This is a genomic window from Mesorhizobium sp. URHB0026, assembly GCF_054059755.1.
In genome coordinates this window covers 1,903,178-1,926,650 of record NZ_JBSSCN010000001.1, presented here as the reverse complement: position 1 = coordinate 1,926,650, position 23,473 = coordinate 1,903,178, and the positions used below count along the sequence as shown (strand labels likewise).

Sequence of the window (23,473 nt, the reverse complement as noted above, 5' to 3'; positions counted from 1 at the left end):
GACGGCGCGGAGCACGCGTGTCGATTGCGGATCACGTGAACGAGAAAACGCAATCAACGGAGAGCTCTTGCAGCAGGTTCGCCCGCGGCAAGCGCCTCGTTACATCTTCCGCCCGATCACATCTTCGGGAGCAGAACCTTGTCGATGACGTGGATGACGCCGTTGGACTGTTCGACATCGGCGATGGTCACATTGGCGACATTGCCGTTCTCGTCGGTGACGGTGACCTTGCCACCGTCGGCCTTCAGCGACAGCTCGCAGCCGCCGACCGTCTTGACCTTGTGCGTGCCGCCATCGGCCTTGGCCATGGACATCACATCCGCCGCCATCGCCTTGGCGCCGATCACATGGCAGGTCAGGATCTTGACGAGCTTGTCCTTGTTCTCGGGCTTGAGCAGCGTCTCGACCGTGCCGGCAGGCAGCGCGGCGAAGGCTTCATTGGTCGGCGCGAAGACGGTGAACGGGCCGGCGCCCTGCAGGGTCTCGACAAGACCGGCCGCCTTGACGGCGGCGACCAGCGTCGTGTGATCCTTCGAATTGACGGCATTGTCGACGATGGTCTTGTTGGCAAACATGGCGGCGCCGCCGACCATCGGGTTTTCAGCATAAGCAGCCGTGGCAAGCGCTGAGACAGCGATCGTGCCGGCGAGCAAAAGGGTGGCGAATCTGCGCATTGTATCAAAACTCCTTGGGTTTCTCTTCCCATTTTTGGGGACGCAAGGAGATACGGAACACAGATGCGTGAGTTTCAGAATATTTCGCTGATTTTTGATTTGTTTCGCTGTGGAAAAAACTTTGGCACGGCAATTCACCGGCCTACTGGGTCATTTGGACATATGCGGATGGAAGATAGACTGAGCATGTTCTATTGGCGCCCCAGTGCGAAAGCTCGATCAGATGCCCTTCAAATCGCCCGCGGCAACCACCGGCCCGGTGGGCTGCCCGGTCGGCGAGCCGCCGGCCGGTTCGAGACTAACGGCCAGCACGGCGCCCTGCGCGAGTTTCCGCTGCGTGGTAGGCGAGACGCCAATATGCGCCGTCCCACCAGCCGGGATGACGCCCATCGAGATCGGCGCGTTCTTGCCCTCGATCATCCAGAGTTCGAAGTCCTTGCCGGCGGCGAGCGCGCCGGAAACATGCGAGAGGCTGACTTCATGCCGTTCGGAATCATAGACGGCGAGATATTTGACGTCACTGCCGTCGGCGGCCAGCGAAGCGACCAGCCGAGCCTGCGGCTGTTCAGCCGGCCGGTTGACATAGGGAACGGCGACGTAGAGCGCCAGCGCGGCAACAGCCGCCACAGCAAGGCCGCGCCAGAAGGCGAGGCTGGACCAGAGGCTGGCGCGTGCTTCAGTTGACGTTGCCGATGCCGACGAAAACAACCGGCGGTCGATCGCCGGCTTCACCGAAGCGGCGGGCTCGATTTCCGGATAGGCTGATGCCATCGGCGAGAGGTGAACTTCCCAGCCGTCGACAAGCCGTGCGAAATCGGTCTCGGCTTCGATGCGCCTGGAAGCGATCTGCCGCTCTTCGTCCGGCAGCACGCCAAGAACGTATTCGGCTGCGAACAGGTCGTCGCCTCCTCGTTCCGGTCCGTTGTCCTCTGCCAGCGTCATCTTTCCAGACATTCCCTGAGCTTCATCAGGCTGCGGCGCAGCCAGGTACGCATCGTGTTCAACGGCACGCCGTGGCGTTCCGCCAGCTCGGCATAGCTTTCGCCCTTGAGGTAAGCACCCCGGACGGCCGCCGCCCGGTCTTTCTCCAACTCATCGAGACAATGATGGATCCGCTCGGATTCGTCGCCCGCCACCACCATCGCTTCAGGTCCCGGCGCCGGATCGGCCACGTCGAGCGCGGCATCGATATCGACGGCGGGCTTGCGCCGCGCTCGGATGCGATCGATCGCATGATTGCGCGCGATTGCCACCAGCCAGGAGATCGGGCTCAGATCGGAGACAGCAAAGCGATCCGCCTTGGTCCATATCTTGACGAAGACTTCCTGCAGCGCTTCTTCAGCATCTCCCCGGTCGTTCAATACACGAAGGCATACGCCGAAAAGTTTCGCACTGGTGTGCCGGTAAAGCAGATCGAACGCTGCCCGATCCTTCATCGAAGTCCGGACGATCAGCTTGGTAATGTCCTGCGGCGTCATGCGCGCCAAATTAGGCAATTGCGCTGTATTTGCAACGCCGGAAATATGCTGTGCACCTAAAGTTCGGCGTCCAGGCGCAGGCTGCGATTGCCAAGGGAATTGCCGCTGACTAGCTTGGCGGGCAATGGGGAGCGCGCATGTCGGTTGAACGAATCCTTTGGGAAGAAGACGCAACCGGCCTTGCAGGTCTGGTGCGCAAGGGGGAACTGTCGGCGATCGAGGTGACCGAAGCGGCAATCGCCCGCGCCGAGGCGACCCGCCCCGAAATCAATGCCACGGCCGAGCCGCTCTATGAGACGGCACGGATGCGGGCAAAGAGCATCGACCATTCGCTGCCGCTGGCCGGGGTCCCCTTCGCCATCAAGGATCTCGGCATCGCCATCAACGGCGTGCCCTCGCATGGCGGCAGCCGCATTCCGGCCTGGGTGCCCGATTTCAACTCGGTGATGACCGAGCGCTATCTCGCCGCCGGGTTGATTCCGATCGTCTCCTCGACGTCACCCGAGCACGGGCTGCGGCTGATGACGGAATCCAAGGCCTTTGGCGTCACCCGCAATCCCTGGAATACCGGCCACACCACCGGCGGCTCGTCGGGCGGTTCGGCGGCGCTAGTCGCCGCCGGCGTCGTGCCGGTGGCGCATGCGTCGGATGGCGGCGGCTCGATCCGCGTGCCTTCGGCCTGCAGCGGCCTTGTCGGCCTCAAGACCTCGCGCGGCCGTGTCCCGCTATCCCCGCTGGTGAGCGAAAGCTGGTACGGGATGGTCGTCGATCACGCCGTCACCCGCTCGGTGCGCGACTGCGCGCTGCTGCTCGACCTCACCCATGGTCCCGATACGCTCGCGCCTTATGCCGCGCGGCCGCCAAAGGACACGTTCACTGCCGCTGCCGCACGGGATCCCGGCAAGCTCAGGCTGGCGGTGTACCGCAAGTCGCCGCTAGGCCTTCCGATTTCGGCCGAAACGCTGAAGGCGCTCGACATTGCCGTGGCGCTCGCCCGGGAGGGCGGCCACTCGGTCGAGGACATCGATCTGCCCTTTATCGGTCGCGATTTCTTCGCCGATTTCTGCACGACGGTCGCTTCCGCCGTCGCCGGCTCGTTGCGCGGTGAAGCGCTGCGCGTCGGCCGCTCCGTGACGGCCGATATCGAGCGCGCCACGCGCGTGCTCGGCCGGCTGGGCGAGATGGTCTCGGCCGGCGAAACCTATGCCGGCCTGCAGCGTCTGCATGCCACCTCGCGGCAACTGATCACGGAGACCGCGCGATATGACGCGGTGCTGATGCCTATCATCGCTCACCCGCCGCTTGCCTGCGGCGCCATGGATCCGAAAGGCGCCGACGAACTGATCGAAAACCTGCTGGACAAGCTTCATCTTACCGCGCTGCTCAAGATCAAACCGCTGTTCGGCCAGTTAATGGACAAGAGCCTTTGGTTCACGCATTGGCCGGCGATCCACAATGTCAGCGGCCAGCCGTCGATCGCGCTGCCCGTCCATGTCACGGACGCCGGCCTGCCGCTCGGCATCCAGGCCGCCGGTCGGCCGGGCGACGAGGAAACACTTTTGTCGCTCGCCGCGCAGATGGAGAAAATCTCGGGCTGGCTGACGCGGCGGGCGCCGTTGATGGTGCCGTCACAATGACGACACCGTGAACCGACTATGACAGCAATGCCATTTGCGGCTCGCGTCAATTCCCGCTAAGACGCCGCCGTCTTTAGCTATCATCCAGGGAACCACGCCGATGACGGACATCGCCGCCACCGCCGAAATGCAGGCAGCCCTCTTGTCGCGCGCGCTGCCCTACATGCAGCGCTACGAGCACAAGACGGTCGTGGTGAAGTATGGCGGCCATGCCATGGGCGATCTCGAACTCGGCAAGGCCTTCGCGCGCGACATCGCGCTGCTTAAGCAGTCCGGCGTCAACCCGATCGTCGTCCATGGCGGCGGACCGCAGATTGGCGCCATGCTGGCCAAGATGGGCATCGAATCCAAGTTCGAGGGCGGCCTGCGCGTCACCGACCAAAAGACGGTCGAGATCGTCGAGATGGTGCTGGCCGGGTCGATCAACAAGGAAATCGTCGCGCTGATCAACGCCGAGGGCGAATGGGCGATCGGCCTGTGCGGCAAGGACGGCAACATGGTGTTCGCCGAAAAGGCGCGCAAGACGATGATCGACCCCGACTCCAACATCGAGCGCGTGCTCGATCTCGGCTTCGTCGGCGAGCCGGTCGAGGTCGACCGCACGCTACTCGACCTTCTGGCGCGCTCCGAAATGATCCCCGTGCTGGCGCCGGTCGCACCCGGCCGCGACGGCCATACCTACAACATCAACGCCGACACTTTCGCCGGCGCCATCGCAGGCGCATGCAAGGCCTCGCGCCTGCTGTTCCTCACCGACGTGCCGGGCGTGCTCGACAAGGACAAGAAGCTGATCGACGAGCTGACGGTCGCCGAGGCCAAGGCGCTGATCAAGGACGGCACGGTTTCCGGCGGCATGATCCCCAAGGTCGAGACCTGCATCGAGGCGATCGAGCGCGGGGTTGAAGGCGTCGTCATCCTCAACGGCAAGACGCCGCATTCGGTGCTGCTCGAACTGTTCACCGAACACGGCGCCGGCACACTGATCGTGCCATAATGCTGCTTGTCAGCCGGCTAATCTTCTGCCTGGCAGGCCGCGATTTACGGCCGCGGGAAGGCCGGCTTTGTAACCGGCCGCCCGAAAGCCATCGATTCCTCCTCGGTGTCCTGCGGTGCGCCCCAGAATTCGGCGAGCGTCGGGCCGCCTTTCACCCGGCGGTCGGTCACCAGAAAACCCCAGACCTCCCGGAACCAGACGCGGCGGCCCATCCGCGTATACCAGCGCATCGAATGCCGCTGCTCGGGATCGGGGTGGAACAGGATGCGCGCCAGCGCCTTCGGCCTCGACTGCACGGCGAGCTCAATCAGCTTGACCGAGAAGAACAGCATCCACGGCTTCAGCCGGGTCATGTGCAGCACCTGGTGCTTGTAATCCCACAGGCGAGCATCCCTCTGGATGACCTTGCGCTCCCGCGCGATCCTGAAAAACGGCGTCCAGCGATGCGGCGTCACATAGAGCGCCTGGATCTGGTCGGGGTCGTAGGCGAGGAGCTGGCGAAAGCCGCGCCACAGATCGCGAAGTCCCTCATCCTCGAAGCCGGCCACCCAGGTCGCCATGGACAGGATGCCGTGCGTCCGCAGCAGCCGTATCGCTTCACGATCGGACGAGGTACTGCCGCCCTTGCGGATCAATTGCAGCGTCTGCTCGTCGGTGTTTTCCATGCCGAGCAGCCAGCGGATGACACCGGCCCGGCGGTAGAGGTGTAGCATGTCGGCATCGCGCACGATGTCGTCGGCGCGAGTCGAGCCGACGATCAGCACCGGCACGTTCTCGGCAATCAAGGCTTCGAGAAAGGCGCGCCAGGCCTTTTTAGAAACCGTCGGATTTTCATCCGCCAGGTTGATCAGTTCGACGTCATGCTCGCGGTGCAGCCAGGCGATCTCCTTGGCGAACTTGACTGGGTCGCGATGCCGCCAGCGGGTCCAGAAGCCGCGCTGGCCGCAATAATTGCACAGATGCGGACAGCCGCGCGAAAACTGCATGACCACCGCACGCTTGCCTCCCCAGTAGCTGTATCTGCGGTGGTCGATCAGCTCCCAGCCGACGCGGTAGGCGTCGAGGTCGGCGATGGTCGTCGCCGCTTGCGTGGCGAAGGGACGGTTAAGATCGTCGCGACAGGCGATGCCGGCCACGCTTGCCGGCGGCTGGCGCATCTCCAGCGCCTCGACCAGCGCCACCACGGTCGCCTCGCCCTCGCCGCGCACGATGAAGTCGAAGGCGTCGGTTGACGCCAAGATGTCGCGCCAGTGATAGGTGGGAAAGACGCCGCCATAGAGGATGATCGTCGCCGGCGCGCGCGCCTTGATCATCCCGGCGATCAACAAGGCGGTCGGATGTGCCGAGGTCGAGCCGGAATGGCCGATCAGAACGAAGTCGGGACAGTCCTTCAGGGCTTCCGAGACAACCGAGGCGAGCGGCATCGGCCCGAACTCGGCATCGACGAGCCGCACTTGATGACCGGCGTCGAGCAGCGGGCCGCCGATCGCCAGCAGGCCAAGCGGCGGCAAGTGATCGTCGGGCACGCGGCTGCCGATGGCGGTGTGTGGCGGATTGATCAGGACGATTTTCATGCGGACCTCGGGAGGGATGGTCCGTGCATGCTGGTTCCAGAGCTGGTCGCCGAAGGGGCCGGGTTCAGCAGTTTGCGGGCAGCTTTTCCGCAGAAACGCGGATGCGCATCACCGCCTGAGATGCGCGAGCGGCACGTGCCCGGGTCCCTTGATGTTCTGCAGCACCAGCTGCGTGTGGACGTCGCGCACGCCGTCGAGCCGCATCAGCCGATGCATGACGAAGGCGTTGAGCTCGTCGACCGAGGGCACCATGACATGCAGCAAAAAGTCGTGGTCGCCGGTCATCGTCCAGCACGACGACACCTCATCCATGCGCTGAACGGCTGCAATGAAGCTCTCAGGCGAGCCGTCGCTGTGACTGACGAGCCGCACCTGGATGAATACCTCGACCATCAGGCCGACGGCGCGGCGGCTGATCACCGCGGCAAAGCCCTTGATGATGCCGGCTTCCTGCAGGGCATCGAAGCGCCGCGCGCAGGGCGTGGTGGAGAGGCCGACCTCCTGCGCCAGCTCGGAAACGGGTTTGCGGCCGTTGCGTTGCAGGACATCCAGCATCTTGATCTCAAAATCGTCGAATTGAGGCAATTTCACTCCTCCTATGCGAATTACGAGTGAAGTTATCTCGAATATGGCGAGGGAGCCATCATCAAAGCCAATTTGCCTCGACAGATCGGGTTAGCCTTGCTGCAGTCAAGCATTGATGCTGTGCGAGGAGAAAACCCATGACGACGATGAGCGTTGCCGAATACGCCCGCGACTGCGCGGCGCAAGGATTGCGCGGCGACTATTCAGTGTGCCGCGCGGATTTCACCGTGGGGCAGGCTTATGACTATTCGACCGAGGAGCAGGCGGTGTGGCGCACGCTGTGCGACCGCCAGACCAAGCTGACGCAAAAGCTCGCCCATCACTCCTATCTCGACGGCGTCGAGAAGCTCGGCCTTCTCGACCGCATCCCCGATTTCGAGGACGTCAGCACCAAGCTGCGTAAGCTGACCGGTTGGGAAATCGTCGCCGTGCCGGGCCTCATTCCTGCGGCACCTTTCTTCGACCACCTCGCCAACCGCTGCTTCCCGGTCACTAACTGGCTGCGGACCACGCAGGAACTCGACTATATCGTCGAGCCGGACATGTTCCATGACTTCTTCGGCCATGTACCGGTCCTGTCGCAACCGGTGTTTGCCGATTTCATGCAGATGTATGGCAAGAAGGCCGGCGACATCATTGCGCTGGGCGGCGACGAGATGATCACCCGGCTCTACTGGTACACGGCCGAATATGGCCTGATTCAGGAGAACGGCCAGCCGCTGAAGGCGTTTGGCGCCGGCCTGATGTCGTCGTTCACCGAGTTGCAGTTCGCCGTCCAGAGCAACGACGCCCACCATGTGCCGTTCGACCTGGAAACGGTGATGCGCACCGGCTACGAGATCGACAAGTTCCAGCGCGCCTATTTCGTGCTGCCGTCCTTCGACGCCTTGCGCGATGCCTTCCAGACGGCGGATTTCGAAGTGATCGTCGCGCGCCGCAAGGGCCAGCCGGCGCTCGACCCTGCGAAGGTGTAGTTTCAGCGGCATGGGCACAACGTCCCGGCTGGCCGAGTTCTCCTTCGCCGCCGGGGCATCGCCATGTCCTACAATGCGTAGATGGTCCGGTTGAACTTCGTCTCCATCACCACGTGGGAAGCGGTTTTGACGACGCCGCTGATTTCATTCAGGGCATTCACCTCCCGGTTCAGCTTCTCGAGCGTCTCGGCGGCAAGGTGGATGATCAGATCCCATTCACCGGTTATGGCATAGACCGCCTGGATGGAGGGCATCGCCTTGATCCTTCTGGAGACGTCCGGATAGCTCTTGTTGTTCAGGGCGGCGAGGGTGAAACAGTGGACGGCGTTCTGGGCCACCGTCTTGGCCAGCCGCACGGTATAGCCTTCGATGATGCCGCCGGCCTCCAGCTTCTGGATCCGCTCCTGCAGCGCTGTCCGCGACACGCCGAGCTGTCGCGCCAGTGACGCGACCGGCTCACGCGCGTTCTTCTGCATCAGCGCGAGCAACTGACGATCCTTCTCGGTCAATTCCACAAACAAAACCTCTCGCTCGATCCCCTTACTAACCACCGCGATCCTATCGGCTGAACAGCCCTCGCGACAATCCGCAATACTGGCAGCGGCGAACGGAACAAGGCCAACATATCCGGCACTTTGTCGTCTCAAGGGACGCAATGACTGCGCGATCGCCATTATCCCGCATTTCGCCGGGTGGAACCCTTCTTTTTGCGACCTGACTGTCTGGGGTCACAAACGCCGGTCCATCAGGGGGAATCAGCTTTGGCTGTGATGGGCAACGTCCGAAACCGATTCGGTTGAACCCGTCACTGAAGCGCTGAGGTTCGACGTCGGCCACTCAACCTATCAGTTCAACCACAAGGGAGGGATAACTATGAAAAAGCTGCTCAATTTCGCCGTTCTTGCCGCCGCGACATTCGCCATCACGACGGCAGCCATCGCCGGTGAAACCCTGGACCGCGTCACGTCGAAAAAGGCGATGGTCATCGCCACCAACGCGGCCTGGCCGCCACAGAGCTTTCTCAACGACAGCAACGAACTCGCCGGTTTCGACATCGATGTCTCGCGCGAGATCGGCAAGCGGCTTGGTGTCGACGTCTCGTTCGAAACGCCCGACTGGGCGACGTTGACCGGCGGGCGCTGGCAGGGACGCTACGACCTTGGCGTCGGATCGGTCACGCCGACAAAGGCCCGCTCCAAGGTGATCGACTTTGTCGGCATCTATTATTACAGCCCCTACGTCTACGTCCTGCACAAGGACAGCGGCGCGAAGTCGGTCGCCGATCTCAACGGCAAGATCATCGGCGTCGAGACAGCCACCACCTCTGAGGATTTCATCCGCCGCAAGCTCGAAATCGACGCGCCTGGCCTGGCTCCCATCGAATACAAGCTCGAGCCGGGCGAGATCCGCACGTACGCGGATTCCATGCTTCCCTTCGATGACCTGCGGCTTGGCGACGGCGTGCGCCTGAATGCCGTGATCGCGCCGGAACAGACGGCGCAGAACGCCATCAAGAACGGCTATCCCGTGAAGATCCTGGAAGGCGAGTACGCCTTCCGCGAGCCGCTCGTCGTCATCGCCGAGAAGAAGGATCCCGAGTGGACCGCGAAAGTCGGGGGCATCATCACCGAAATGAAGACGGACGGCACGCTCGCCGCGCTGACCACGAAGTGGTACGGCAAGGACTACAGCGCCAAATAAGTCTTGCCGCCGGCTGCCCCCTCGGCAGCCGGCGGGCGTCACCCCACCTCATGAATGCCCCTCACCGCAAAGTCGTCGATGGCCTATCCGGACACCTATTACGCCCGCACCCTGACCGACCCGAAGACGCGGCCCCCGCTCAAAGGCGAGGCGCGATGTGACGTGGCCGTCGTCGGCGCCGGATTGGCCGGACTGACGACAGCGCTGCAGCTGGCGCGCGCCGGACTGCACGTCGTCGTGCTGGAAGCCCAGGTCGTCGGTTTCGGCGCTTCGGGACGCAATGGCGGCTTCGTCACACCCGGCTTCGCCACCGGCGGCGACACTATCGCCGCACGTGTCGGCGGAGAGGCAGCGCGCGACCTGCACCGGCTGTCGATCGAAGGCATGGAATTCGTGCGCGACACTATCGAGGCGCTCGGAATATCGGCCGCCCAGCCGCGTGCCGGCCTGCTCAGCGTCTTGCGCTATGACGGCGGCGATGCGCTGAAGGCCTATGCCGACCAGATGGCCCGCGACCACGGTTACGAGCTTCAATATCTGCGCGGCGAAGACGTGCGCGCGGTGCTGAAATCAGCTCGCTACCACCAAGGCCTGCGCGACCCGAACGCCTTTCACATCCATCCGCTCAACTATCTGCGTTGCCTGGCCGACGAGATCGAGCGGCTGGGCGGCAATATCCATGAGAGTTCGGAGGTCGTCCAATGCGACCTGTCGGGACCGCAAAAGATGCTGCGCACGAGGCAGGGCACGCTTCGGGCGCCCCAGATCGTGCTCGCGACCGGCGGCTATACCGGCCCGGTGTTCGGCCAGCTCTACCGCGCCTTTCTGCCCATCGCGACCTATGTGATGGTTTCCGAGGTGGCTCCCCGCCTCATCGCGCAAGCCATCGCCACCACGGATGCCGTCGGCGACAACAGGCGGGCCGGCGACTATTATCGTCTGGTCGAGAGTGGCAATCGCCTTTTGTGGGGCGGGCGCATCACCACGCGTGCCGCTTCCGCCGACGCGCTGGCGCGCGAATTGCGCCGTGAAATGGTCGGCACCTACCCGCAGCTTGCCGGCCTCAAGACCGAATTGGCCTGGTCTGGTCTAATGTCCTATGCCCGGCATCTGATGCCCCAGATCGGGGAGATGCAATCAGGCGTCTGGTACTGCACCGCTTTCGGTGGCCATGGCCTCAACACCACGGCGATTGCCGGAAAAGTAGTCGCCGAGGGCATTCTGGGCGCTTCGGACCGGTATCGGCAGTTCGCGCCATTCGGACTGAGCTGGGCCGGCGGCGCCGGTGGCCTGGCTGCCGCGCAGCTCACCTACTGGAAATTGCAGACGCAGGACTGGTGGCGGGAACGCCGCGCCACCACCAAGGACAAGGTGACGGCATGATCGGCAGGCTGATGCTCTCCCATCCAGGCCTCGCCCGCCACGCGGCGGCCGCGCTTTTTCCCGCGCTGCTGGCCGCGGCCCTCTACGCCATGGGCATCAAGTCGAGCTGGATCGGCTCGGTGATGCCGCTTGCATCCGACTGGTTGCAGGCCAATCCAGCCTTGTCGCGCGCCCTCTCGGCCGTGTTGATCGCGCTCCTGGTTCTGGTGAATTGCAAGCTGCTGCTGCTGCTGCCCCGACGCCAGCAGATCGCCGGCGTCTGGATCGAGCTGTTCGCGCTGCTGATGCTGTTCTTCTATTCCTTCGACCTCTCCTTTGCCTTCATTGCCAGGAAGGTCGGCTTCCTGATCACCCAGGGCGTCACCACGACGCTTTACATTTCGGCGATCTCGATTCTGATCGCAACGACCATCGCGCTTGTCGGGGCCATCGCCAAACTGACCGGCAACGGCATCGTTTACGGGCTGGCCACCTTCTACACGTCGCTGTTTCGCGGCCTGCCGTTGCTGATGCAGATCTACATCATCTATCTCGGCCTGCCGCAGGTCGGCTATGTGATCGGCGCGGTGCCGGCCGGCATCGTGGCCCTGTCGCTGTGTTATGGCGCCTACATGACCGAGATCTTCCGCGCCGGCATCGAAAGCATCCCGCGCGGCCAAAGCGAAGGCGCCACGGCGCTCGGCCTGAGCCCCGGCCAGACCATGGCGCTGGTCATCCTGCCACAGGCCATGCGCGTCATCATCCCGCCGACCGGCAACCAGTTCATCGCCATGCTGAAGGATTCCTCGCTGGTGTCGGTCGTCGGCGTCTGGGAGATCATGTATCTCGCCCGCACCATGGGCCAGACGGAGTTCCGCCACATCGAGATGCTGATCACCGCGTCGATGATCTACTGGATCCTGTCGATCGCACTGGAATTCGGCCAGGCCTATCTCGAACGGCGCTTCGGCCGATCGGAACGGCAGGCGTGATTGGCCGTCTCCGGGACAATTTCCGGAAAGTGTGGAGCGGTTTTGCATCCGGAATTGCGTAAAGTGAGAGTGCGGTTCAAGGACCTAAAGCGCGTCGCATGAATCCCTGTCAGGGCGACGCGCTTTAGACGCTTTGATCCCGACAGGTTATTGCATGGCGGCGGGGTTCATCCACAGGAATTCCCAGACGTTGCCGTCTGGATCTTCGATGTGGCGGTTGAACATGAAACCGAGATCCTGGGCCGGATTGGGATCAGCGCGGCCGCCTGCCGCCACGCCCTTCTCGATCAATGCATTGACGTCGTCCTTGCTGTCCGTGGTGAGGGCGATCAGCATCTGGCTCTCACGTTTGGGGTCGCCGATCCGCCGCGCTGTGAACTGACCGTAATGCTCGTGCGTCAGCAGCATGACACCGATGGAGTCCGAGAACATGATCGAGCTGGCCTGGTCGTTCGAGAACTGCGGGTTCAGTGTGCCTCCGATCGCGAGATAGAAGTTGGTCGCTGCCTGAAGATCGCGCACCGGCAGATTGAGGAAGATCATTTTGCTCATCGATTCAAGCCCTGCTTTCGTTGACGGGTACTAGCCAGTCTAGTACTATGACGGTGACTATCATGCGGGAACGGTACCGTCTAGTACTGGTCAAGGGAGGCCCATGGAGATCGACGGTGAGACTAGGTCGGCCCGCAAGGATCGTGAAATCATCCAGGCGGCCACGGCGGCGTTCATCGGCAAGGGCTATGATGGCACCAGCATGGAGGAAATCGCCACCAGGGCGGGAGCTTCCAAGCAGACCGTCTACAAGCATTTCAAGGACAAGGAGACACTTTTCGCCGAAGTCGTTCTATCAACCGCTACCCAAGTCAACGACGTCATCGAATCCGTGACGACACTGCTTTCCGAGGCGAAATTCATGCAGGGTGGCCTGCAGCAGCTTGCTCGGCGTTTGATAACGATGCTGATGGATGAGGAGCTGTTGAAGCTGCGGCGCCTGATCATCGCCAACGCGGATCGGATGCCGCAGCTTGGTCGCAGCTGGTACGACAACGGTTTTGAGCGCATGCTTGCCTCGACGGCGTCCTGCTTTGAAAAGCTCACCAATCGAGGCCTGATGCGAACCAGTGACCCCCATCTGGCAGCCAGCCATCTGTTTGGAATGCTTCTCTGGATTCCCATGAATGAAGCTATGTTCACGGGAAGCAACGGGCGTTCCAAGGCCGAACTTGAACGGCATGCGGATGCCTCGGTGGAGGCGTTTCTTGTCACCTATGGGGTTCAGCCGAAATAGTTCCATTCCCCTGCCGACGTGTGCAGGAAAGCCGCGAACACATGGCACCCGCCTATAGCCCGCGGGCGTCCGGCCCTTCGGCCTTCAGCCGCTCGAGCTGGGCGCGCTGCAGGTCGAGCGCGGCGTTGACGAAGCGCGAGATGGTCGCGAGCTCGGCGTCGCTGAAGGTGGCGATCACTTTTTCGCCCTCCTTGGCGATGGCGCCGTAATAGCGCGCCGACAGCTCCCGCGTCGCCTCGGTCGCTTCGATCACCACCTTGCGCCTGTCCTCGAGACTGCGCGTGCGCGTCAGCAGGCCGCGCGCCTCCAGCCGGTCGATCAGCGCCGTCACCGCGGCCGGCGTCAGCCCGGTCGCGGTGGCGACCGCGCCCGCCGATTGCGGGCCGCCATGGAGCAGTCCGATACAGTGGCGCTCGGCCATGTTGAGGCCGAGTCTTGCCCCGACCGCCTCGTCATAGGCCTGTGTCGCGTCCTGCCATTGCATGACGGCAAGGCCGATCGCGGCCGTGATTTCGTTGCGATTCTTGCTTGACGAATTTATTTCGATCATCTAACTATCAATTTGTCTAACATTTAGACCGTTACAGCAATATGCGGCCGCAGCCTGGACAAGGCAAGGGCCGGCCGCCGGCAAGGAGTGAAAAATGAGCGTGATTCAACAACGTCCCCCTCTCTCGCACGAGGATGAGTTCAAATACGCCAAGCTGGCGATGGAATGGTATGGATGGGGTTCGCCCATCGGCCTCGGGATCCTGCTCGTGGCGCTGGCCGCCGCGGCAGTGCTGGTGCGCATCGCCATCTACGGTTTTTGAGCATGCCGAACTCATCCGGCGCCGTCATCGGCGCCGGGGGAGGCTTCAACGTCGCGGTCAAGTTTTACCCAGGCCACTCAGACGGCGACCACCTTGCTCAGATGTTCGCCCAGCCGGCAGGCCAGCGCGGTGATCGTCGTCGTCGGGTTGGCTTGACCGGATGTGCAGAACACCGCGGAGCCGCCGACATAGAGGTTGTCCATTCCGTGCACCTTGCAGTTGGCGTCGACCACGCTCCTGGTGACATCGGTGCCCATGCGCGCGCCGCCCATGTGATGGTGGCCCGCCGTCTCGTCATTCGTCGGATAATCGCCACCATTGCTGATCCAGTCGGCGATGCGCACGCGGCCGAGATTCTTCTCGATCAGCGTCGTGCCGAACAGCCTGAGCCCTTCGAGAACGGTACGGCGCTCCAGGTCCGATTTCTTCCAGTGCAACTCGATGCGCGGCACGCCGGCGTGGTCGACATCGGTCTTTGACAGCTCAATATGGTTGGACGCCAATGGCGCTTGCTCCCAAGCGACGTAAAGCTGGGCCGCGCAGCGCAGATTCTGGCTGAGCTTAGAGGACATCCACTCGGCCATGTTGGGCGCCGTGCAGGCGAGATCGGCGATCAGGCTCTTGACCCCCGGATAGGGCGTTTCGATCAGCCGGATGCCGAAATTCATGATCCGCAGCCGCTCCATCGCGGCGAGTGTCGGTGAGAAGAAGGCCTCGTTGACGGCATCGACCTCGAACTCGCCATAGTTGGCCAGGATGGCATTGCCGCCCTCGAAGGTCGGATGTTCCATCCAGTAGCGGCCAAGCGCCGCCGCATTGGGCACGACGCCGCCGTTGGACCGCTGGTTCGACCACAGAAGCAGCCGCGAATTCTCCAGCCCGCCGGTGCAGGCGATGAAATAGTCCGCGCTGAAGGCGCCGGCATCCTGGCCGTTGGACCATAATCTGGCGCCGGTCACGCGCTTGCCGTCGCCGGCGAGCTCGGTGGCATAGGTGTTGAGCACGACCGCGATGTTCTGGCTCTTATCCAGTTCGTCGGCGTATTTTTCGGCAAAGCGCACCGCCGGGCTCTTGATCAGCTGCACCCAGCGTATGTCGTCCGAGATTGGCACATCCAGCCGGAATTCGGGAAGGTCGAGAATATCGCGCACTTCCGGCAGATAGGGCTCGATGTCGGTAAGGCGGATCGGCCAGCCCGTATCCTGCGCCCAGGCCTTCGGCTCGAAATCCAGCTTGTCGAGTACACGGCACCAGCCGGCCCAATGGTTGGAGCTGCCGCCCATGAACCGCAACCGCGTGATATCGAGATTGAAGTAGAAATCGCCGACCGTGGTGCCGCGGTAGAAATCCTGCGACTCGTCGCTGAATTCCCGCGAACCGGCTTCCAGCACCACGACCGGGATGCCGGCCGCGCCAAGTTTCCTGGCGATCGTGGTGCCGGCGGGGCCGGAACCAAGGATACAGACCTTTGGCGCGAAATTAGCGGCGCGATACGCCTCGTAGCTGTCGAAGATCATGCCAGGTCACTCCGCTTCAGGATCCAGCCATTGATCTCGACGATCTCATTCGGGTCGGCCCGTGATGGTTCGACCCGCAATGGACCGCCATAGGCCGCGTCGGCCTCGGGCAGCTTGCGGAACAGGGACAGGGCAGGCAGGGCGATCAGCGCCTGCACGATCATGCGGCGCGGCATTTTCTTGAGGAAGAAACTCATGGCAGGTCTCTCGGATAGGGGGCTTCGATGCGCATGACATTCCTTGAACGGCACACGCATCTTCACAGAGGCCAGTATCGTGCCAAGGCCGGCCTCAAGGCAGTGAAGCGGCACAACCGAATGCAAACAGCGTTAGCAATTCCTTAACAGGCCGGTTGTGCCGGTCGGCTCACGCGGCCGCTGAAATGTCCGTATCGAGGATCGTCAGGTTGCGGCCCGCATGTTTGGCCTGGTAGAGGCGCCGGTCGGCGGCGCGCATCAGGTCCGATACGGTGACGTCCTCGCCACAGACGGTGCCGCCGATGCTGACGGTCAAAGGAATGGTTCGCTCATCGACAGGCCGGAAGCGGATCAGCTCGACCTCGCGACGGATCCGTTCGGCAACTCGCTTGGCCTCCTGTTCCGTGGCTCCGGTCAGAAACGCGCCGAACTCCTCGCCGCCGATCCGGCCGAGCACATCGCCGCTGCGCACGCCGCGCTCGATGGCGCTGGCGATCAACAGCAGCGCCTCGTCCCCGGTCAGGTGACCAAAACTGTCATTGATCTTCTTGAAATGATCGGCGTCTATGATCAGCAGCGCGCCACGGTCGGACTTGCGCCGGGAACCGTCAAGTGCGGCAAAGAAGCTTTCCCGGTTGAGCATGCCGGTCATGTCGTCGCGGCTCGCCTTTTCCGCCAGGCGGCGGTGCGCCGCGGCGAGTTGGGCGTGGGCACGGGCCAATTCGCGATGGGCATTTTTCAACCTGTCGCTCTGCCAGAACGTGCCGGCGCATGCCGTCCAGGCAAGGACCAGCGGACAAACTGTCGACGTCAGCCAGATCGTGCGCGTTATCGGGAATCCCATGGCTGGGACGATGATCAATGTCAGCAGGAGCGAAGCAGCGACGGAGGCGAAAGCGACGGCGGCGGATTTGAGAATAATGCTGTTCATCGCGGGCTCCACACAGGACTTGTCTCTGTGCCAGCAAGCCCTGAAGGCGACCTTTCGGGGATGGCTAAAATTTGAATCGTCAGGCCATTTCCGCCACTCTCGACGCGCAGAAGTTGTGGATAAAGTCCCTTTCAGAAGCCCTGTTTCATGCCATAAGGAGCACATGACCACGCTTCCGGATCCCGCCCGCTTCGCCCATGTCACCGACTGGGTGTTCGACCTCGACAACACGCTCTACCCGCATCATTCGAATCTGTTCTCGCAGATCGACGTCAAGATGACCGCCTATGTCGGGGAATTGCTGGCGCTGCCGCGCGAGGAGGCGCGCAAGCTGCAGAAGGAGCTCTATCGCGAATACGGCACGACGCTGAACGGGCTGATGACGCGCCACGGCATCGATCCCGACGACTTTCTGGAGAAGGTCCATGACATCGACTATTCGTGGCTGGTGCCCGATCCCGTTCTCGGCACCGCCATCCGCCAGCTTCCCGGCCGTAAGTTCATCTTCACCAATGGCGACCGCAGGCATGCCGAACGCACGGCGCGCCAACTTGGCATCCTCGACCATTTCGACGATATTTTCGATATCGTCGCTGCCGGCCTCAATCCCAAGCCGGCGCGCCAGACGTACGAGAAGTTCGCCGAACTGCACGCCGTCACCGGCCACAATGCGGTGATGTTCGAGGACCTCGCCCGCAACCTGGCCGTGCCGAAGTCCCTGGGCATGACCACGGTTCTCGTGGTGCCGCGCAATTTCGAGCCGACCTTCTCGGAAATCTGGGAACGCGACCCGGCGCAGGAAGACGACGTCGACTACGTCACCGACGATCTCGCGGAGTTTTTGACAGGAATAGTGAGTAGTGAGTAGAACATCTTTCGCTACCTACTACTCACCATCCCCTACTCACTCACTCCCTAGCTTGTAGAACCTGCTGATGATGCCCCAGGCTTCGTCGGCTGTGTCGACGAAATCGATGATGTCCTGGTCGCCGGGGCTGATCGTGCCCTGCTCGGCGAGGAAGTCGAGGTTGATCGCACGTTTCCAGAAGGACTTGCCGAACAGGATCACCGGCACGCGCTCCATGCGTCCGGTCTGGATCAACGTCAGCGTCTCGAAGAACTCGTCCATGGTGCCGAAGCCGCCGGGAAACACCGCCACGGCCTTGGCGCGCATGACGAAGTGCATCTTGCGGATGGCGAAATAGTGGAAGTTGAAACAGAGCTCCGGTGTGACATAGGGGTTCGGCGCCTGCTCGTGCGGCAGCACGATGTTGAGTCCGATCGACGGCGCGCCGACATCATCGGCGCCGCGGTTTCCCGCTTCCATGACGCCCGGACCGCCACCGGTTACCACCACGTATTCGCGATAATATGACGTGGCCGACTGCTGCGAACACAGGCGGGCGAATTTGCGCGCCTCCTCATAATATTTGCTGTTCTCCTCGAGGTTCTTCTTCTGCGTCTCGTTCTTGGCCGCCCAGGCCTCGCCGCCGGGCTCCGGCAGGCGCGCGCCGCCGAACAGGATCACGGTCGAACGAATGCCGCGCTCGGCGAGGATCATTTCCGGCTTCAGCAGTTCCAGTTGCAGCCTGACGGCGCGCAGCTCGCGCCGGGTCATGAAGTCGGGATCGTTCCAAGCCAGGCGGTAGGTCTCGGCCCGAGTTTGCGGCGTGTCCGGCACGCTTTTCGACCGCTCCAGATCCTCATCCGAATGCGGCAACGGCGTCCATCCCGCCTTTTCCATGGGAGTCATCGAATCCACCCGTCCATTCCTTCACTTGCGTCGTCCCGTGACGCAGTCGCGATTGACCCCCATTGAGCCTTAACATAAGCAGGTTCCGCAAAAGTGTCTGGCGGTTTTGCGACAAGAACCTGCTAGTGCAAAGACTCAGGCAGGCAAAGCCTGCCGGGGGGTCCGCGCGACTTTTAAATAGGTTAAGGCGCACCCCTTAACAGCTTGGTAATGGAGCAAATTCATGTCGAAGCCCGATCTGGCGAGCCTCGAAAGGACCATCGACAGGGCCTTCGAGGAACGCGACGCCATTTCGACCGCGACCCGCGGCGAGGTGCGCGACGCCATCCAGTCGGCACTCGACCTGCTCGACCGCGGCACCGCCCGCGTCGCCGAGCGGCAGGCCGACGGCAAGTGGCATGTCAATCAGTGGCTGAAGAAGGCGGTGCTGCTCTCCTTCCGGCTCAATCCGATGGAGATCATCAAGGGCGGCCCCGGCGAGGCCGTGTGGTGGGACAAGGTGGCGTCCAAGTTCGACGGCTGGGGCGCCGTCGATTTCGAGAAGGCGGGCTTCCGCGCCGTGCCGTCGTCGATCGTGCGCCGTTCGGCCTATGTTGCGCCGGGCGCGGTTTTGATGCCGTCCTTCGTCAATGTCGGCGCCTATGTCGATAGCGGCACCATGGTCGATACCTGGGCCTCGGTCGGCTCCTGCGCCCAGATCGGCAAGAACGTCCACCTTTCGGGCGGCGTCGGCATCGGCGGCGTGCTGGAGCCGATGCAGGCCGGCCCCACCATCATCGAGGACAATTGCTTCATCGGGGCGCGGTCCGAAGTGGTCGAGGGCTGCATCGTGCGCGAAGGCTCGGTGCTCGGCATGGGCGTCTTCATCGGCCAGTCGACCAAGATCGTCGACCGCGCCACCGGCGAGATCTTCTATGGGGAGGTGCCGCCGAATTCCGTGGTCGTCGCCGGCTCGCTGCCGGGCAAAGCATTTCCAAACAACGAGCCGGGCCCAGGTCTCTACTGCGCCGTCATCGTCAAGCGAGTCGACGCCAAGACCCGGTCCAAAACGTCTATCAACGAATTGCTGCGCGATTGATCTTTCCGCCGGGCAGGCGCACCTTCCGCCGGCGCGACAATCGGTCGCGCTGGTTCAACTGGAGGGGTGACATGGACTGGAAATATCTGCTCACAAGCTTTGATGGCCGCATCAACCGGGGTAAGTTCTGGGCTGGCATCGGCGTATTCATCGTTATCGGCGTTATTGCTTTCATTCTCGATGCGATCCTCGGCACGCGTTTCACCACGGCCAGCGGTGCCCAGATCGGCATCATAGGCATCCTCTTCGCGCTGGCATCGATCTATTTCGCGATTGCCCTCTATGCCAAACGCTGGCACGACCGCAACAAGTCGGGCTGGTGGACGCTGATCGGCCTCGTACCCGTCATCGGCGGCATCTGGCTGCTGGTCGAACTCGGCATTCTCGAAGGCACCAGGGGTGCCAATCAATATGGATCGGACCCGCTTGCCTGAAAGATCGGATCTCAACTGGCTTTTCTTCAAGACCTCGGGCCGCGTCAGCCGCGCGGCCTATTTTCTCGGCGGGTTGCTCGTCGCCATCATCCAGGCATTCCCGCTATACCGCTTCACGCTGGTGCCGGAGGGTTCGGCCGAGAGCAACATGTGGTCGTTCATCTTCTTCATCGCCTTCATCGCCTCGCTGTGGTCGAACATTGCGCTGGCGGTGAAGCGGCTGCACGACCTCGACAGGCCGGGCATTGCCGCGCTGATCCTGTTCGTGCCGGTCGTCTCGATCGTCGCCTTCCTTGTGTTGTGCCTGTTTCCAGGGCAGCCTGGACCCAACCGCTATGGCCAGCGCACCAACGAGCCGGCAGAATCAAAGAAATAGAGCATGACGTCGTCGGAAAGCCGCTTCAAACTTTTCGGCATCATGCTCTAGGGGGCCGATCGGATACCTCGCCATGCGCTACCGCACGCTTGATCCGAAACTGATCATCGAAACCGCCGAACGGCTGGAAGAGCGTGTGGCCGACCGTTTCCCGGAGGCCGGATTGCGCGGCGTCGCCGCCGAACTTGTGTCGCTGTCTCGCGATCTGGCCAAGGCCGCGAAGACCCTGGAAGCGCCGATCTGGTGGCTGCGTGGCATCATCGTCGCCGCCGTCATCGCGGGCGCGCTGATCTTCCTGTTCGTCGGCACCATCCTGCCGCTCATTCACATCTCGCAAGCCGACGACGCGGTGCAGTCGGTGCAAGGCATCGAAGCCACGATCAACATGATCATCCTCGCCGTGCTCGGCTTCCTCGCCCTGATCCGCACCGAGGAGCGCATCAAGCGCAAGCAGGTGTTTCGCCAGTTGCATGGCCTCAGATCACTGATCCACGTCATCGACATGCACCAGTTGACCAAGGATCCGGCGGCGCTGTCGGCCAGCTTCAAGCCGACGGCGCATTCGCCGGCCCGTCTCACCAATGCAGCGGATCTCGCGCGCTATCTCGACTATTGCTCCGAAATGCTGTCGATCACCGGCAAGATCGCGGCGCTGTTCGCCCAATCCGTCAATGACGCTGTCGTCATAGACGGCGTCAACGACATCGAGAACCTGGCGTCCAACCTGTCGCGCAAGATCTGGCAGAAGATCACGTTGATCGACGGCCGGCCGGCGGCGCCACAACCTTCTCCGGCACCAGGTCCGGCGAGCCAAGCCGCTCGGCTTCCGCCGCGCGCACCAGCGCCTTGATAAGCTGGACCGTCGGCGCCGGCGTACCGGCTTTTTCAGCGAGCCGCAAAACGGCGCCCTGCAAGTCGTCGATTTCTGTCGACCGGCCACGCTGCAGATCGTCCCACATCGACGAGCGCGCCTCGGGATCGATCGCCAGCATGCGCCGAGCCAGGAGCTTGAACAGCCAGTCGGGCAACCTGAGCACCTTCGGCAGCAGCGTCGGGCGCAGGCGGGCGATCCGGGCCGGCTCGATGCCGGAGGCCTTCATCGCCAGCAAGGCCTCGTCGATCTGGCTGGCCAGGATCAGCCGCCAGCGCCGGTCAGCAAGTTCGGTTGCCAGCGGCAGGCCTGACAGCGCCACCAGCGCATTGTTCAGGTTCATCAGAAGCTTGCCCCACAGCACGGCCTTCATAGCACCATGCGTTTCGACAGCCAGGCCTTCAGCGTCGAGAAGGTGCGCAAGGCGGGCATCGCCGTCTTCAACCATCACCTTGCCGTCGCTGGCGCGGTGGACGCGCAGCGGCAGCTCTCCATCGGCTGATTGCACGACATTGAACGGCACCATGCCAGCCAGCACCGTTCGCGGGCAAAGTGCCGCGCGGAGCCTGTCGGCGTTGTCGACGCCGTTCTGAAGGCTCACCACCACGGCATCGGGACGGGCATGGGCCTTGATGAGTGCCGCCATTTCCAACGTCGCGCCACTCTTGACGGTGACCAGGATCACATCGGCCCCTGGCAAGGCCGCGGCCGGATCGGTGGTGACGGCAAGCTCTGCCGGCTTGATCAGGCGATCGCGACCCTCGAGGTCGCTGACGCGCAATCCGCCCTGCCACAGCGATGCCTCGATGCGCGGCCTGGCAAACAAGACAACCTGCCGCCCGGCGAGCGCCAGGCAGCCGCCGACATAACAGCCAATGCTGCCGGCGCCGGCAATGACGATCCTCTTTTCGCCGTTTGCCATCTCTTTCTCCGCGTCAGCCAGAACTATACGACATGAAAACCATAATGTCGGCGGTATCGTCGGCCATTGGCTTGGCCCTATGTCTGGCCGTGACAGGCCATTCGCTTTCGACTATCGCTTTTGCCATGACGCTGCCTACTGACCCCGCCGCAAACCTTGCCTCTCTCATCCGCTGTGCCTCGGTGACACCAGCCGAAGGCGGCGCACTGAGCGCGCTGGAGGCGATGCTGAAGCCGCTCGGCTTCCTGGTCGATCGGCCGGTGTTCTCCGAAGACGGCACGGCCGACATCGAGAACCTCTATGCACGGCGCTCCGGCAATGGCCCGCATCTGATGTTCGCGGGTCATACCGACGTGGTGCCGGTCGGCGACGAAGCCGCCTGGACGCATCCGCCTTTCGCCGCCGACATCGCCAATGGCGAAATGTATGGCCGTGGCGCGGTCGACATGAAGGGCGGCATTGCTTGCTTCATTGCCGCGGTGGCGCGCAACGTCGAGGCGAATGGTGGCCCGAAGGGCTCGGTCTCGCTGCTGATTACCGGCGACGAGGAAGGGCCGGCCATCAACGGCACGGTCAAGCTGCTCGAATGGGCAGCGTCCAAAGGCGAGAAATGGGACGCGTCGATCGTCGGTGAGCCGACCAATCCGGACACGCTCGGCGACATGGTCAAGATCGGCCGGCGCGGCTCGATGTCGGGTAGCATCGCCGTCAATGGCCGCCAGGGCCATGCCGCTTATCCGCAGCTTGCCGACAATCCGGTGCGGGGCCTGATGAGCCTGGTGGACGCCTTGCTGCATCCCGCCTTCGACAAGGGAACCAAGGATTTCCAGCCGACCAACCTCGAGGTGACCTCCATCGATGTCGGCAACCTGGCCACCAATGTCATTCCCGCCAAGGCAACCGCCACCTTCAACATCCGCTTCAACGACAGCTGGACGGCCGAGACGGTCCAGGCGGAAATCCACAACCGCCTCGATCAGGCGGCTGGGCGCAAGAAATACCGGCCGGGCAAGAAGACCCCCGTCGACTATGAGCTGGTCTGGCGCGACCGGCCGAGCCATGTCTTCCTGACCCGCGACGACAGGCTAGTCGAGACGTTGAGCGGCTCGGTCAAGGCGGTGGTCGGCAAAAGGCCGGCGCTATCCACCTCCGGCGGCACATCGGATGCGCGCTTTATCAAGGACTATTGCCCGGTGGTCGAATTCGGCCTGGTCGGCAAGACCATGCACATGGTGGACGAGCGCGTGGCCATCGCCGATCTGGAAACGCTGACGCGGATCTACCAGCGCTTCATCGACGACTGGTTCGGACAGGGCTGATCAG

At 62.8% G+C, this 23,473-nt stretch carries 27 protein-coding genes; 14 read left to right on the top strand and 13 right to left on the bottom strand.

What is annotated here, in order from left to right; genetic code table 11:
- Positions 1 to 116 precede the first annotated feature (116 nt).
- From ACVWWD_RS09795 to ACVWWD_RS09785, 3 genes are all read right to left on the bottom strand, one after another.
- Complete coding sequence (locus ACVWWD_RS09795; protein ID WP_023781802.1) at positions 117 to 674, bottom strand: fasciclin domain-containing protein; 558 nt, start codon at positions 672 to 674, stop codon at positions 117 to 119.
- A gap of 219 nt (positions 675 to 893) precedes the next feature.
- Complete coding sequence (locus tag ACVWWD_RS09790; RefSeq protein ID WP_023772301.1) at positions 894 to 1,616, bottom strand: anti-sigma factor; 723 nt, start codon at positions 1,614 to 1,616, stop codon at positions 894 to 896.
- On the bottom strand, positions 1,613 to 2,152 hold the full coding sequence (locus ACVWWD_RS09785; protein ID WP_023772300.1) for a sigma-70 family RNA polymerase sigma factor: 540 nt from the start codon (positions 2,150 to 2,152) through the stop codon (positions 1,613 to 1,615). The genes ACVWWD_RS09790 and ACVWWD_RS09785 overlap by 4 nt, the downstream gene beginning before the upstream one ends.
- A gap of 137 nt (positions 2,153 to 2,289) precedes the next feature.
- On the opposite strand from ACVWWD_RS09785, the gene ACVWWD_RS09780 reads away from it, so the two are divergent.
- Together ACVWWD_RS09780 and argB are read left to right on the top strand one after the other, a co-directional pair.
- Positions 2,290 to 3,789 (top strand): amidase, encoded by a 1,500-nt coding sequence (locus ACVWWD_RS09780; protein WP_352550105.1) that lies wholly within the window; start codon positions 2,290 to 2,292, stop codon positions 3,787 to 3,789.
- Between the two features lie 100 nt (positions 3,790 to 3,889).
- A complete protein-coding gene (gene argB / locus ACVWWD_RS09775) occupies positions 3,890 to 4,783 on the top strand; it encodes an acetylglutamate kinase (protein ID WP_023781805.1) in 894 nt (297 codons plus the stop codon).
- Between the two features lie 44 nt (positions 4,784 to 4,827).
- On the opposite strand, the gene bchE is transcribed toward argB, so the two are convergent.
- Both bchE and ACVWWD_RS09765 read right to left on the bottom strand, forming a co-directional pair.
- The gene (bchE, locus tag ACVWWD_RS09770) at positions 4,828 to 6,357 is read right to left on the bottom strand and encodes a magnesium-protoporphyrin IX monomethyl ester anaerobic oxidative cyclase (protein WP_352550106.1); all 1,530 of its coding nucleotides are present in this window, start codon (positions 6,355 to 6,357) and stop codon (positions 4,828 to 4,830) included.
- A 108-nt stretch (positions 6,358 to 6,465) separates the two neighbouring features.
- Entirely contained in the window at positions 6,466 to 6,942 is a 477-nt protein-coding gene (locus ACVWWD_RS09765; protein WP_023772297.1) for an Lrp/AsnC family transcriptional regulator, read from the bottom strand.
- 137 nt (positions 6,943 to 7,079) lie between these two features.
- Between ACVWWD_RS09765 and phhA the strand changes: the two genes are divergently transcribed.
- Positions 7,080 to 7,916: a phenylalanine 4-monooxygenase gene (gene phhA, locus ACVWWD_RS09760; RefSeq protein WP_457103044.1), complete on the top strand. Its 837-nt coding sequence runs from the start codon at positions 7,080 to 7,082 to the stop codon at positions 7,914 to 7,916.
- Positions 7,917 to 7,984: 68 nt separating this feature from the next.
- Here the strand turns inward: phhA and ACVWWD_RS09755 are convergent, their stop codons facing one another.
- Positions 7,985 to 8,590 carry an Lrp/AsnC family transcriptional regulator gene (locus ACVWWD_RS09755; protein WP_352550107.1) on the bottom strand — a complete coding sequence of 202 codons (606 nt, stop codon included), beginning with the start codon at positions 8,588 to 8,590 and terminating at the stop codon, positions 7,985 to 7,987.
- A 199-nt stretch (positions 8,591 to 8,789) separates the two neighbouring features.
- Here ACVWWD_RS09755 and ACVWWD_RS09750 point away from each other — a divergent pair, with 199 nt between their 5' ends.
- The 3 genes from ACVWWD_RS09750 (at position 8,790) to ACVWWD_RS09740 (ending at position 11,971) form a co-directional block, all read left to right on the top strand.
- Complete coding sequence (locus ACVWWD_RS09750) at positions 8,790 to 9,617, top strand: transporter substrate-binding domain-containing protein (protein ID WP_023772294.1); 828 nt, start codon at positions 8,790 to 8,792, stop codon at positions 9,615 to 9,617.
- Positions 9,618 to 9,695: 78 nt separating this feature from the next.
- A complete protein-coding gene (locus tag ACVWWD_RS09745; RefSeq protein WP_023772293.1) occupies positions 9,696 to 11,000 on the top strand; it encodes an NAD(P)/FAD-dependent oxidoreductase in 1,305 nt (434 codons plus the stop codon).
- Complete coding sequence (locus ACVWWD_RS09740) at positions 10,997 to 11,971, top strand: amino acid ABC transporter permease (protein WP_023772292.1); 975 nt, start codon at positions 10,997 to 10,999, stop codon at positions 11,969 to 11,971. Before ACVWWD_RS09745 ends, ACVWWD_RS09740 begins: the two co-directional genes overlap by 4 nt.
- 147 nt (positions 11,972 to 12,118) lie before the next feature.
- Here the strand turns inward: ACVWWD_RS09740 and ACVWWD_RS09735 are convergent, their stop codons facing one another.
- Entirely contained in the window at positions 12,119 to 12,523 is a 405-nt protein-coding gene (locus ACVWWD_RS09735; RefSeq protein ID WP_352549871.1) for a VOC family protein, read from the bottom strand.
- A 103-nt stretch (positions 12,524 to 12,626) separates the two neighbouring features.
- Between ACVWWD_RS09735 and ACVWWD_RS09730 the strand changes: the two genes are divergently transcribed.
- Complete coding sequence (locus tag ACVWWD_RS09730; protein ID WP_023793121.1) at positions 12,627 to 13,259, top strand: TetR/AcrR family transcriptional regulator; 633 nt, start codon at positions 12,627 to 12,629, stop codon at positions 13,257 to 13,259.
- 52 nt (positions 13,260 to 13,311) lie between these two features.
- Here ACVWWD_RS09730 and ACVWWD_RS09725 read toward each other — a convergent pair whose 3' ends face one another.
- The gene (locus tag ACVWWD_RS09725; RefSeq protein ID WP_352549872.1) at positions 13,312 to 13,809 is read right to left on the bottom strand and encodes a MarR family winged helix-turn-helix transcriptional regulator; all 498 of its coding nucleotides are present in this window, start codon (positions 13,807 to 13,809) and stop codon (positions 13,312 to 13,314) included.
- A 94-nt stretch (positions 13,810 to 13,903) separates the two neighbouring features.
- On the opposite strand from ACVWWD_RS09725, the gene ACVWWD_RS09720 reads away from it, so the two are divergent.
- Positions 13,904 to 14,071: a hypothetical protein gene (locus ACVWWD_RS09720; RefSeq protein WP_023772288.1), complete on the top strand. Its 168-nt coding sequence runs from the start codon at positions 13,904 to 13,906 to the stop codon at positions 14,069 to 14,071.
- Between the two features lie 77 nt (positions 14,072 to 14,148).
- On the opposite strand, the gene ACVWWD_RS09715 is transcribed toward ACVWWD_RS09720, so the two are convergent.
- The 3 genes from ACVWWD_RS09715 to ACVWWD_RS09705 form a co-directional block, all read right to left on the bottom strand.
- The gene (locus ACVWWD_RS09715; RefSeq protein ID WP_457103043.1) at positions 14,149 to 15,588 is read right to left on the bottom strand and encodes a GMC oxidoreductase; all 1,440 of its coding nucleotides are present in this window, start codon (positions 15,586 to 15,588) and stop codon (positions 14,149 to 14,151) included.
- Entirely contained in the window at positions 15,585 to 15,785 is a 201-nt protein-coding gene (locus ACVWWD_RS09710) for a hypothetical protein (protein ID WP_023781811.1), read from the bottom strand. The genes ACVWWD_RS09715 and ACVWWD_RS09710 overlap by 4 nt, the downstream gene beginning before the upstream one ends.
- 169 nt (positions 15,786 to 15,954) lie before the next feature.
- Entirely contained in the window at positions 15,955 to 16,716 is a 762-nt protein-coding gene (locus ACVWWD_RS09705; RefSeq protein WP_023772285.1) for a GGDEF domain-containing protein, read from the bottom strand.
- 163 nt (positions 16,717 to 16,879) lie between these two features.
- On the opposite strand from ACVWWD_RS09705, the gene ACVWWD_RS09700 reads away from it, so the two are divergent.
- Complete coding sequence (locus ACVWWD_RS09700) at positions 16,880 to 17,584, top strand: pyrimidine 5'-nucleotidase (protein WP_015314425.1); 705 nt, start codon at positions 16,880 to 16,882, stop codon at positions 17,582 to 17,584.
- Between the two features lie 36 nt (positions 17,585 to 17,620).
- On the opposite strand, the gene ACVWWD_RS09695 is transcribed toward ACVWWD_RS09700, so the two are convergent.
- A complete protein-coding gene (locus ACVWWD_RS09695) occupies positions 17,621 to 18,469 on the bottom strand; it encodes an LOG family protein (protein WP_023793123.1) in 849 nt (282 codons plus the stop codon).
- 223 nt (positions 18,470 to 18,692) lie between these two features.
- On the opposite strand from ACVWWD_RS09695, the gene dapD reads away from it, so the two are divergent.
- The 4 genes from dapD (at position 18,693) to ACVWWD_RS09675 (ending at position 21,207) form a co-directional block, all read left to right on the top strand.
- Complete coding sequence (gene dapD, locus ACVWWD_RS09690; RefSeq protein WP_023772283.1) at positions 18,693 to 19,547, top strand: 2,3,4,5-tetrahydropyridine-2,6-dicarboxylate N-succinyltransferase; 855 nt, start codon at positions 18,693 to 18,695, stop codon at positions 19,545 to 19,547.
- A 71-nt stretch (positions 19,548 to 19,618) separates the two neighbouring features.
- A complete protein-coding gene (locus ACVWWD_RS09685) occupies positions 19,619 to 19,981 on the top strand; it encodes a DUF805 domain-containing protein (RefSeq protein WP_023772282.1) in 363 nt (120 codons plus the stop codon).
- A complete protein-coding gene (locus ACVWWD_RS09680) occupies positions 19,974 to 20,357 on the top strand; it encodes a DUF805 domain-containing protein (RefSeq protein WP_023793124.1) in 384 nt (127 codons plus the stop codon). The genes ACVWWD_RS09685 and ACVWWD_RS09680 overlap by 8 nt, the downstream gene beginning before the upstream one ends.
- A 73-nt stretch (positions 20,358 to 20,430) precedes the next feature.
- Positions 20,431 to 21,207, top strand: a complete 777-nt coding sequence (locus ACVWWD_RS09675; protein WP_352549874.1) for a hypothetical protein — start codon at positions 20,431 to 20,433, stop codon at positions 21,205 to 21,207.
- Here the strand turns inward: ACVWWD_RS09675 and ACVWWD_RS09670 are convergent.
- A complete protein-coding gene (locus ACVWWD_RS09670) occupies positions 21,107 to 22,150 on the bottom strand; it encodes a 2-dehydropantoate 2-reductase (RefSeq protein WP_457103042.1) in 1,044 nt (347 codons plus the stop codon). The genes ACVWWD_RS09675 and ACVWWD_RS09670 overlap by 101 nt on opposite strands.
- 125 nt (positions 22,151 to 22,275) lie before the next feature.
- Here ACVWWD_RS09670 and dapE point away from each other — a divergent pair, with 125 nt between their 5' ends.
- A complete protein-coding gene (dapE, locus tag ACVWWD_RS09665) occupies positions 22,276 to 23,469 on the top strand; it encodes a succinyl-diaminopimelate desuccinylase (RefSeq protein WP_352549876.1) in 1,194 nt (397 codons plus the stop codon).
- Positions 23,470 to 23,473 lie beyond the last annotated feature (4 nt).

What these genes read in the sequence shown, in the direction of transcription:
- dapD (WP_023772283.1), top strand. Translation starts at nt 18,693, where the DNA reads ATGTCGAAGCCCGATCTGGCGAGCCTCGAAAGGACCATCGACAGGGCC.
- ACVWWD_RS09675 (WP_352549874.1), top strand. Translation starts at nt 20,431, where the DNA reads ATGCGCTACCGCACGCTTGATCCGAAACTGATCATCGAAACCGCCGAA.
- ACVWWD_RS09740 (WP_023772292.1), top strand. Translation starts at nt 10,997, where the DNA reads ATGATCGGCAGGCTGATGCTCTCCCATCCAGGCCTCGCCCGCCACGCG.
- bchE (WP_352550106.1), bottom strand. Translation starts at nt 6,357, where the DNA reads ATGAAAATCGTCCTGATCAATCCGCCACACACCGCCATCGGCAGCCGC.
- ACVWWD_RS09745 (WP_023772293.1), top strand. Translation starts at nt 9,696, where the DNA reads ATGGCCTATCCGGACACCTATTACGCCCGCACCCTGACCGACCCGAAG.
- phhA (WP_457103044.1), top strand. Translation starts at nt 7,080, where the DNA reads ATGACGACGATGAGCGTTGCCGAATACGCCCGCGACTGCGCGGCGCAA.
- ACVWWD_RS09725 (WP_352549872.1), bottom strand. Translation starts at nt 13,809, where the DNA reads ATGATCGAAATAAATTCGTCAAGCAAGAATCGCAACGAAATCACGGCC.
- ACVWWD_RS09790 (WP_023772301.1), bottom strand. Translation starts at nt 1,616, where the DNA reads ATGACGCTGGCAGAGGACAACGGACCGGAACGAGGAGGCGACGACCTG.
- argB (WP_023781805.1), top strand. Translation starts at nt 3,890, where the DNA reads ATGACGGACATCGCCGCCACCGCCGAAATGCAGGCAGCCCTCTTGTCG.
- dapE (WP_352549876.1), top strand. Translation starts at nt 22,276, where the DNA reads ATGACGCTGCCTACTGACCCCGCCGCAAACCTTGCCTCTCTCATCCGC.
- ACVWWD_RS09705 (WP_023772285.1), bottom strand. Translation starts at nt 16,716, where the DNA reads ATGAACAGCATTATTCTCAAATCCGCCGCCGTCGCTTTCGCCTCCGTC.
- ACVWWD_RS09715 (WP_457103043.1), bottom strand. Translation starts at nt 15,588, where the DNA reads ATGATCTTCGACAGCTACGAGGCGTATCGCGCCGCTAATTTCGCGCCA.
- ACVWWD_RS09695 (WP_023793123.1), bottom strand. Translation starts at nt 18,469, where the DNA reads ATGACTCCCATGGAAAAGGCGGGATGGACGCCGTTGCCGCATTCGGAT.
- ACVWWD_RS09785 (WP_023772300.1), bottom strand. Translation starts at nt 2,152, where the DNA reads ATGACGCCGCAGGACATTACCAAGCTGATCGTCCGGACTTCGATGAAG.
- ACVWWD_RS09720 (WP_023772288.1), top strand. Translation starts at nt 13,904, where the DNA reads ATGAGCGTGATTCAACAACGTCCCCCTCTCTCGCACGAGGATGAGTTC.
- ACVWWD_RS09780 (WP_352550105.1), top strand. Translation starts at nt 2,290, where the DNA reads ATGTCGGTTGAACGAATCCTTTGGGAAGAAGACGCAACCGGCCTTGCA.
- ACVWWD_RS09685 (WP_023772282.1), top strand. Translation starts at nt 19,619, where the DNA reads ATGGACTGGAAATATCTGCTCACAAGCTTTGATGGCCGCATCAACCGG.
- ACVWWD_RS09670 (WP_457103042.1), bottom strand. Translation starts at nt 22,150, where the DNA reads ATGGCAAACGGCGAAAAGAGGATCGTCATTGCCGGCGCCGGCAGCATT.
- ACVWWD_RS09700 (WP_015314425.1), top strand. Translation starts at nt 16,880, where the DNA reads ATGACCACGCTTCCGGATCCCGCCCGCTTCGCCCATGTCACCGACTGG.
- ACVWWD_RS09710 (WP_023781811.1), bottom strand. Translation starts at nt 15,785, where the DNA reads ATGAGTTTCTTCCTCAAGAAAATGCCGCGCCGCATGATCGTGCAGGCG.
- ACVWWD_RS09755 (WP_352550107.1), bottom strand. Translation starts at nt 8,590, where the DNA reads ATGGCGATCGCGCAGTCATTGCGTCCCTTGAGACGACAAAGTGCCGGA.
- ACVWWD_RS09735 (WP_352549871.1), bottom strand. Translation starts at nt 12,523, where the DNA reads ATGAGCAAAATGATCTTCCTCAATCTGCCGGTGCGCGATCTTCAGGCA.
- ACVWWD_RS09750 (WP_023772294.1), top strand. Translation starts at nt 8,790, where the DNA reads ATGAAAAAGCTGCTCAATTTCGCCGTTCTTGCCGCCGCGACATTCGCC.
- ACVWWD_RS09795 (WP_023781802.1), bottom strand. Translation starts at nt 674, where the DNA reads ATGCGCAGATTCGCCACCCTTTTGCTCGCCGGCACGATCGCTGTCTCA.
- ACVWWD_RS09730 (WP_023793121.1), top strand. Translation starts at nt 12,627, where the DNA reads ATGGAGATCGACGGTGAGACTAGGTCGGCCCGCAAGGATCGTGAAATC.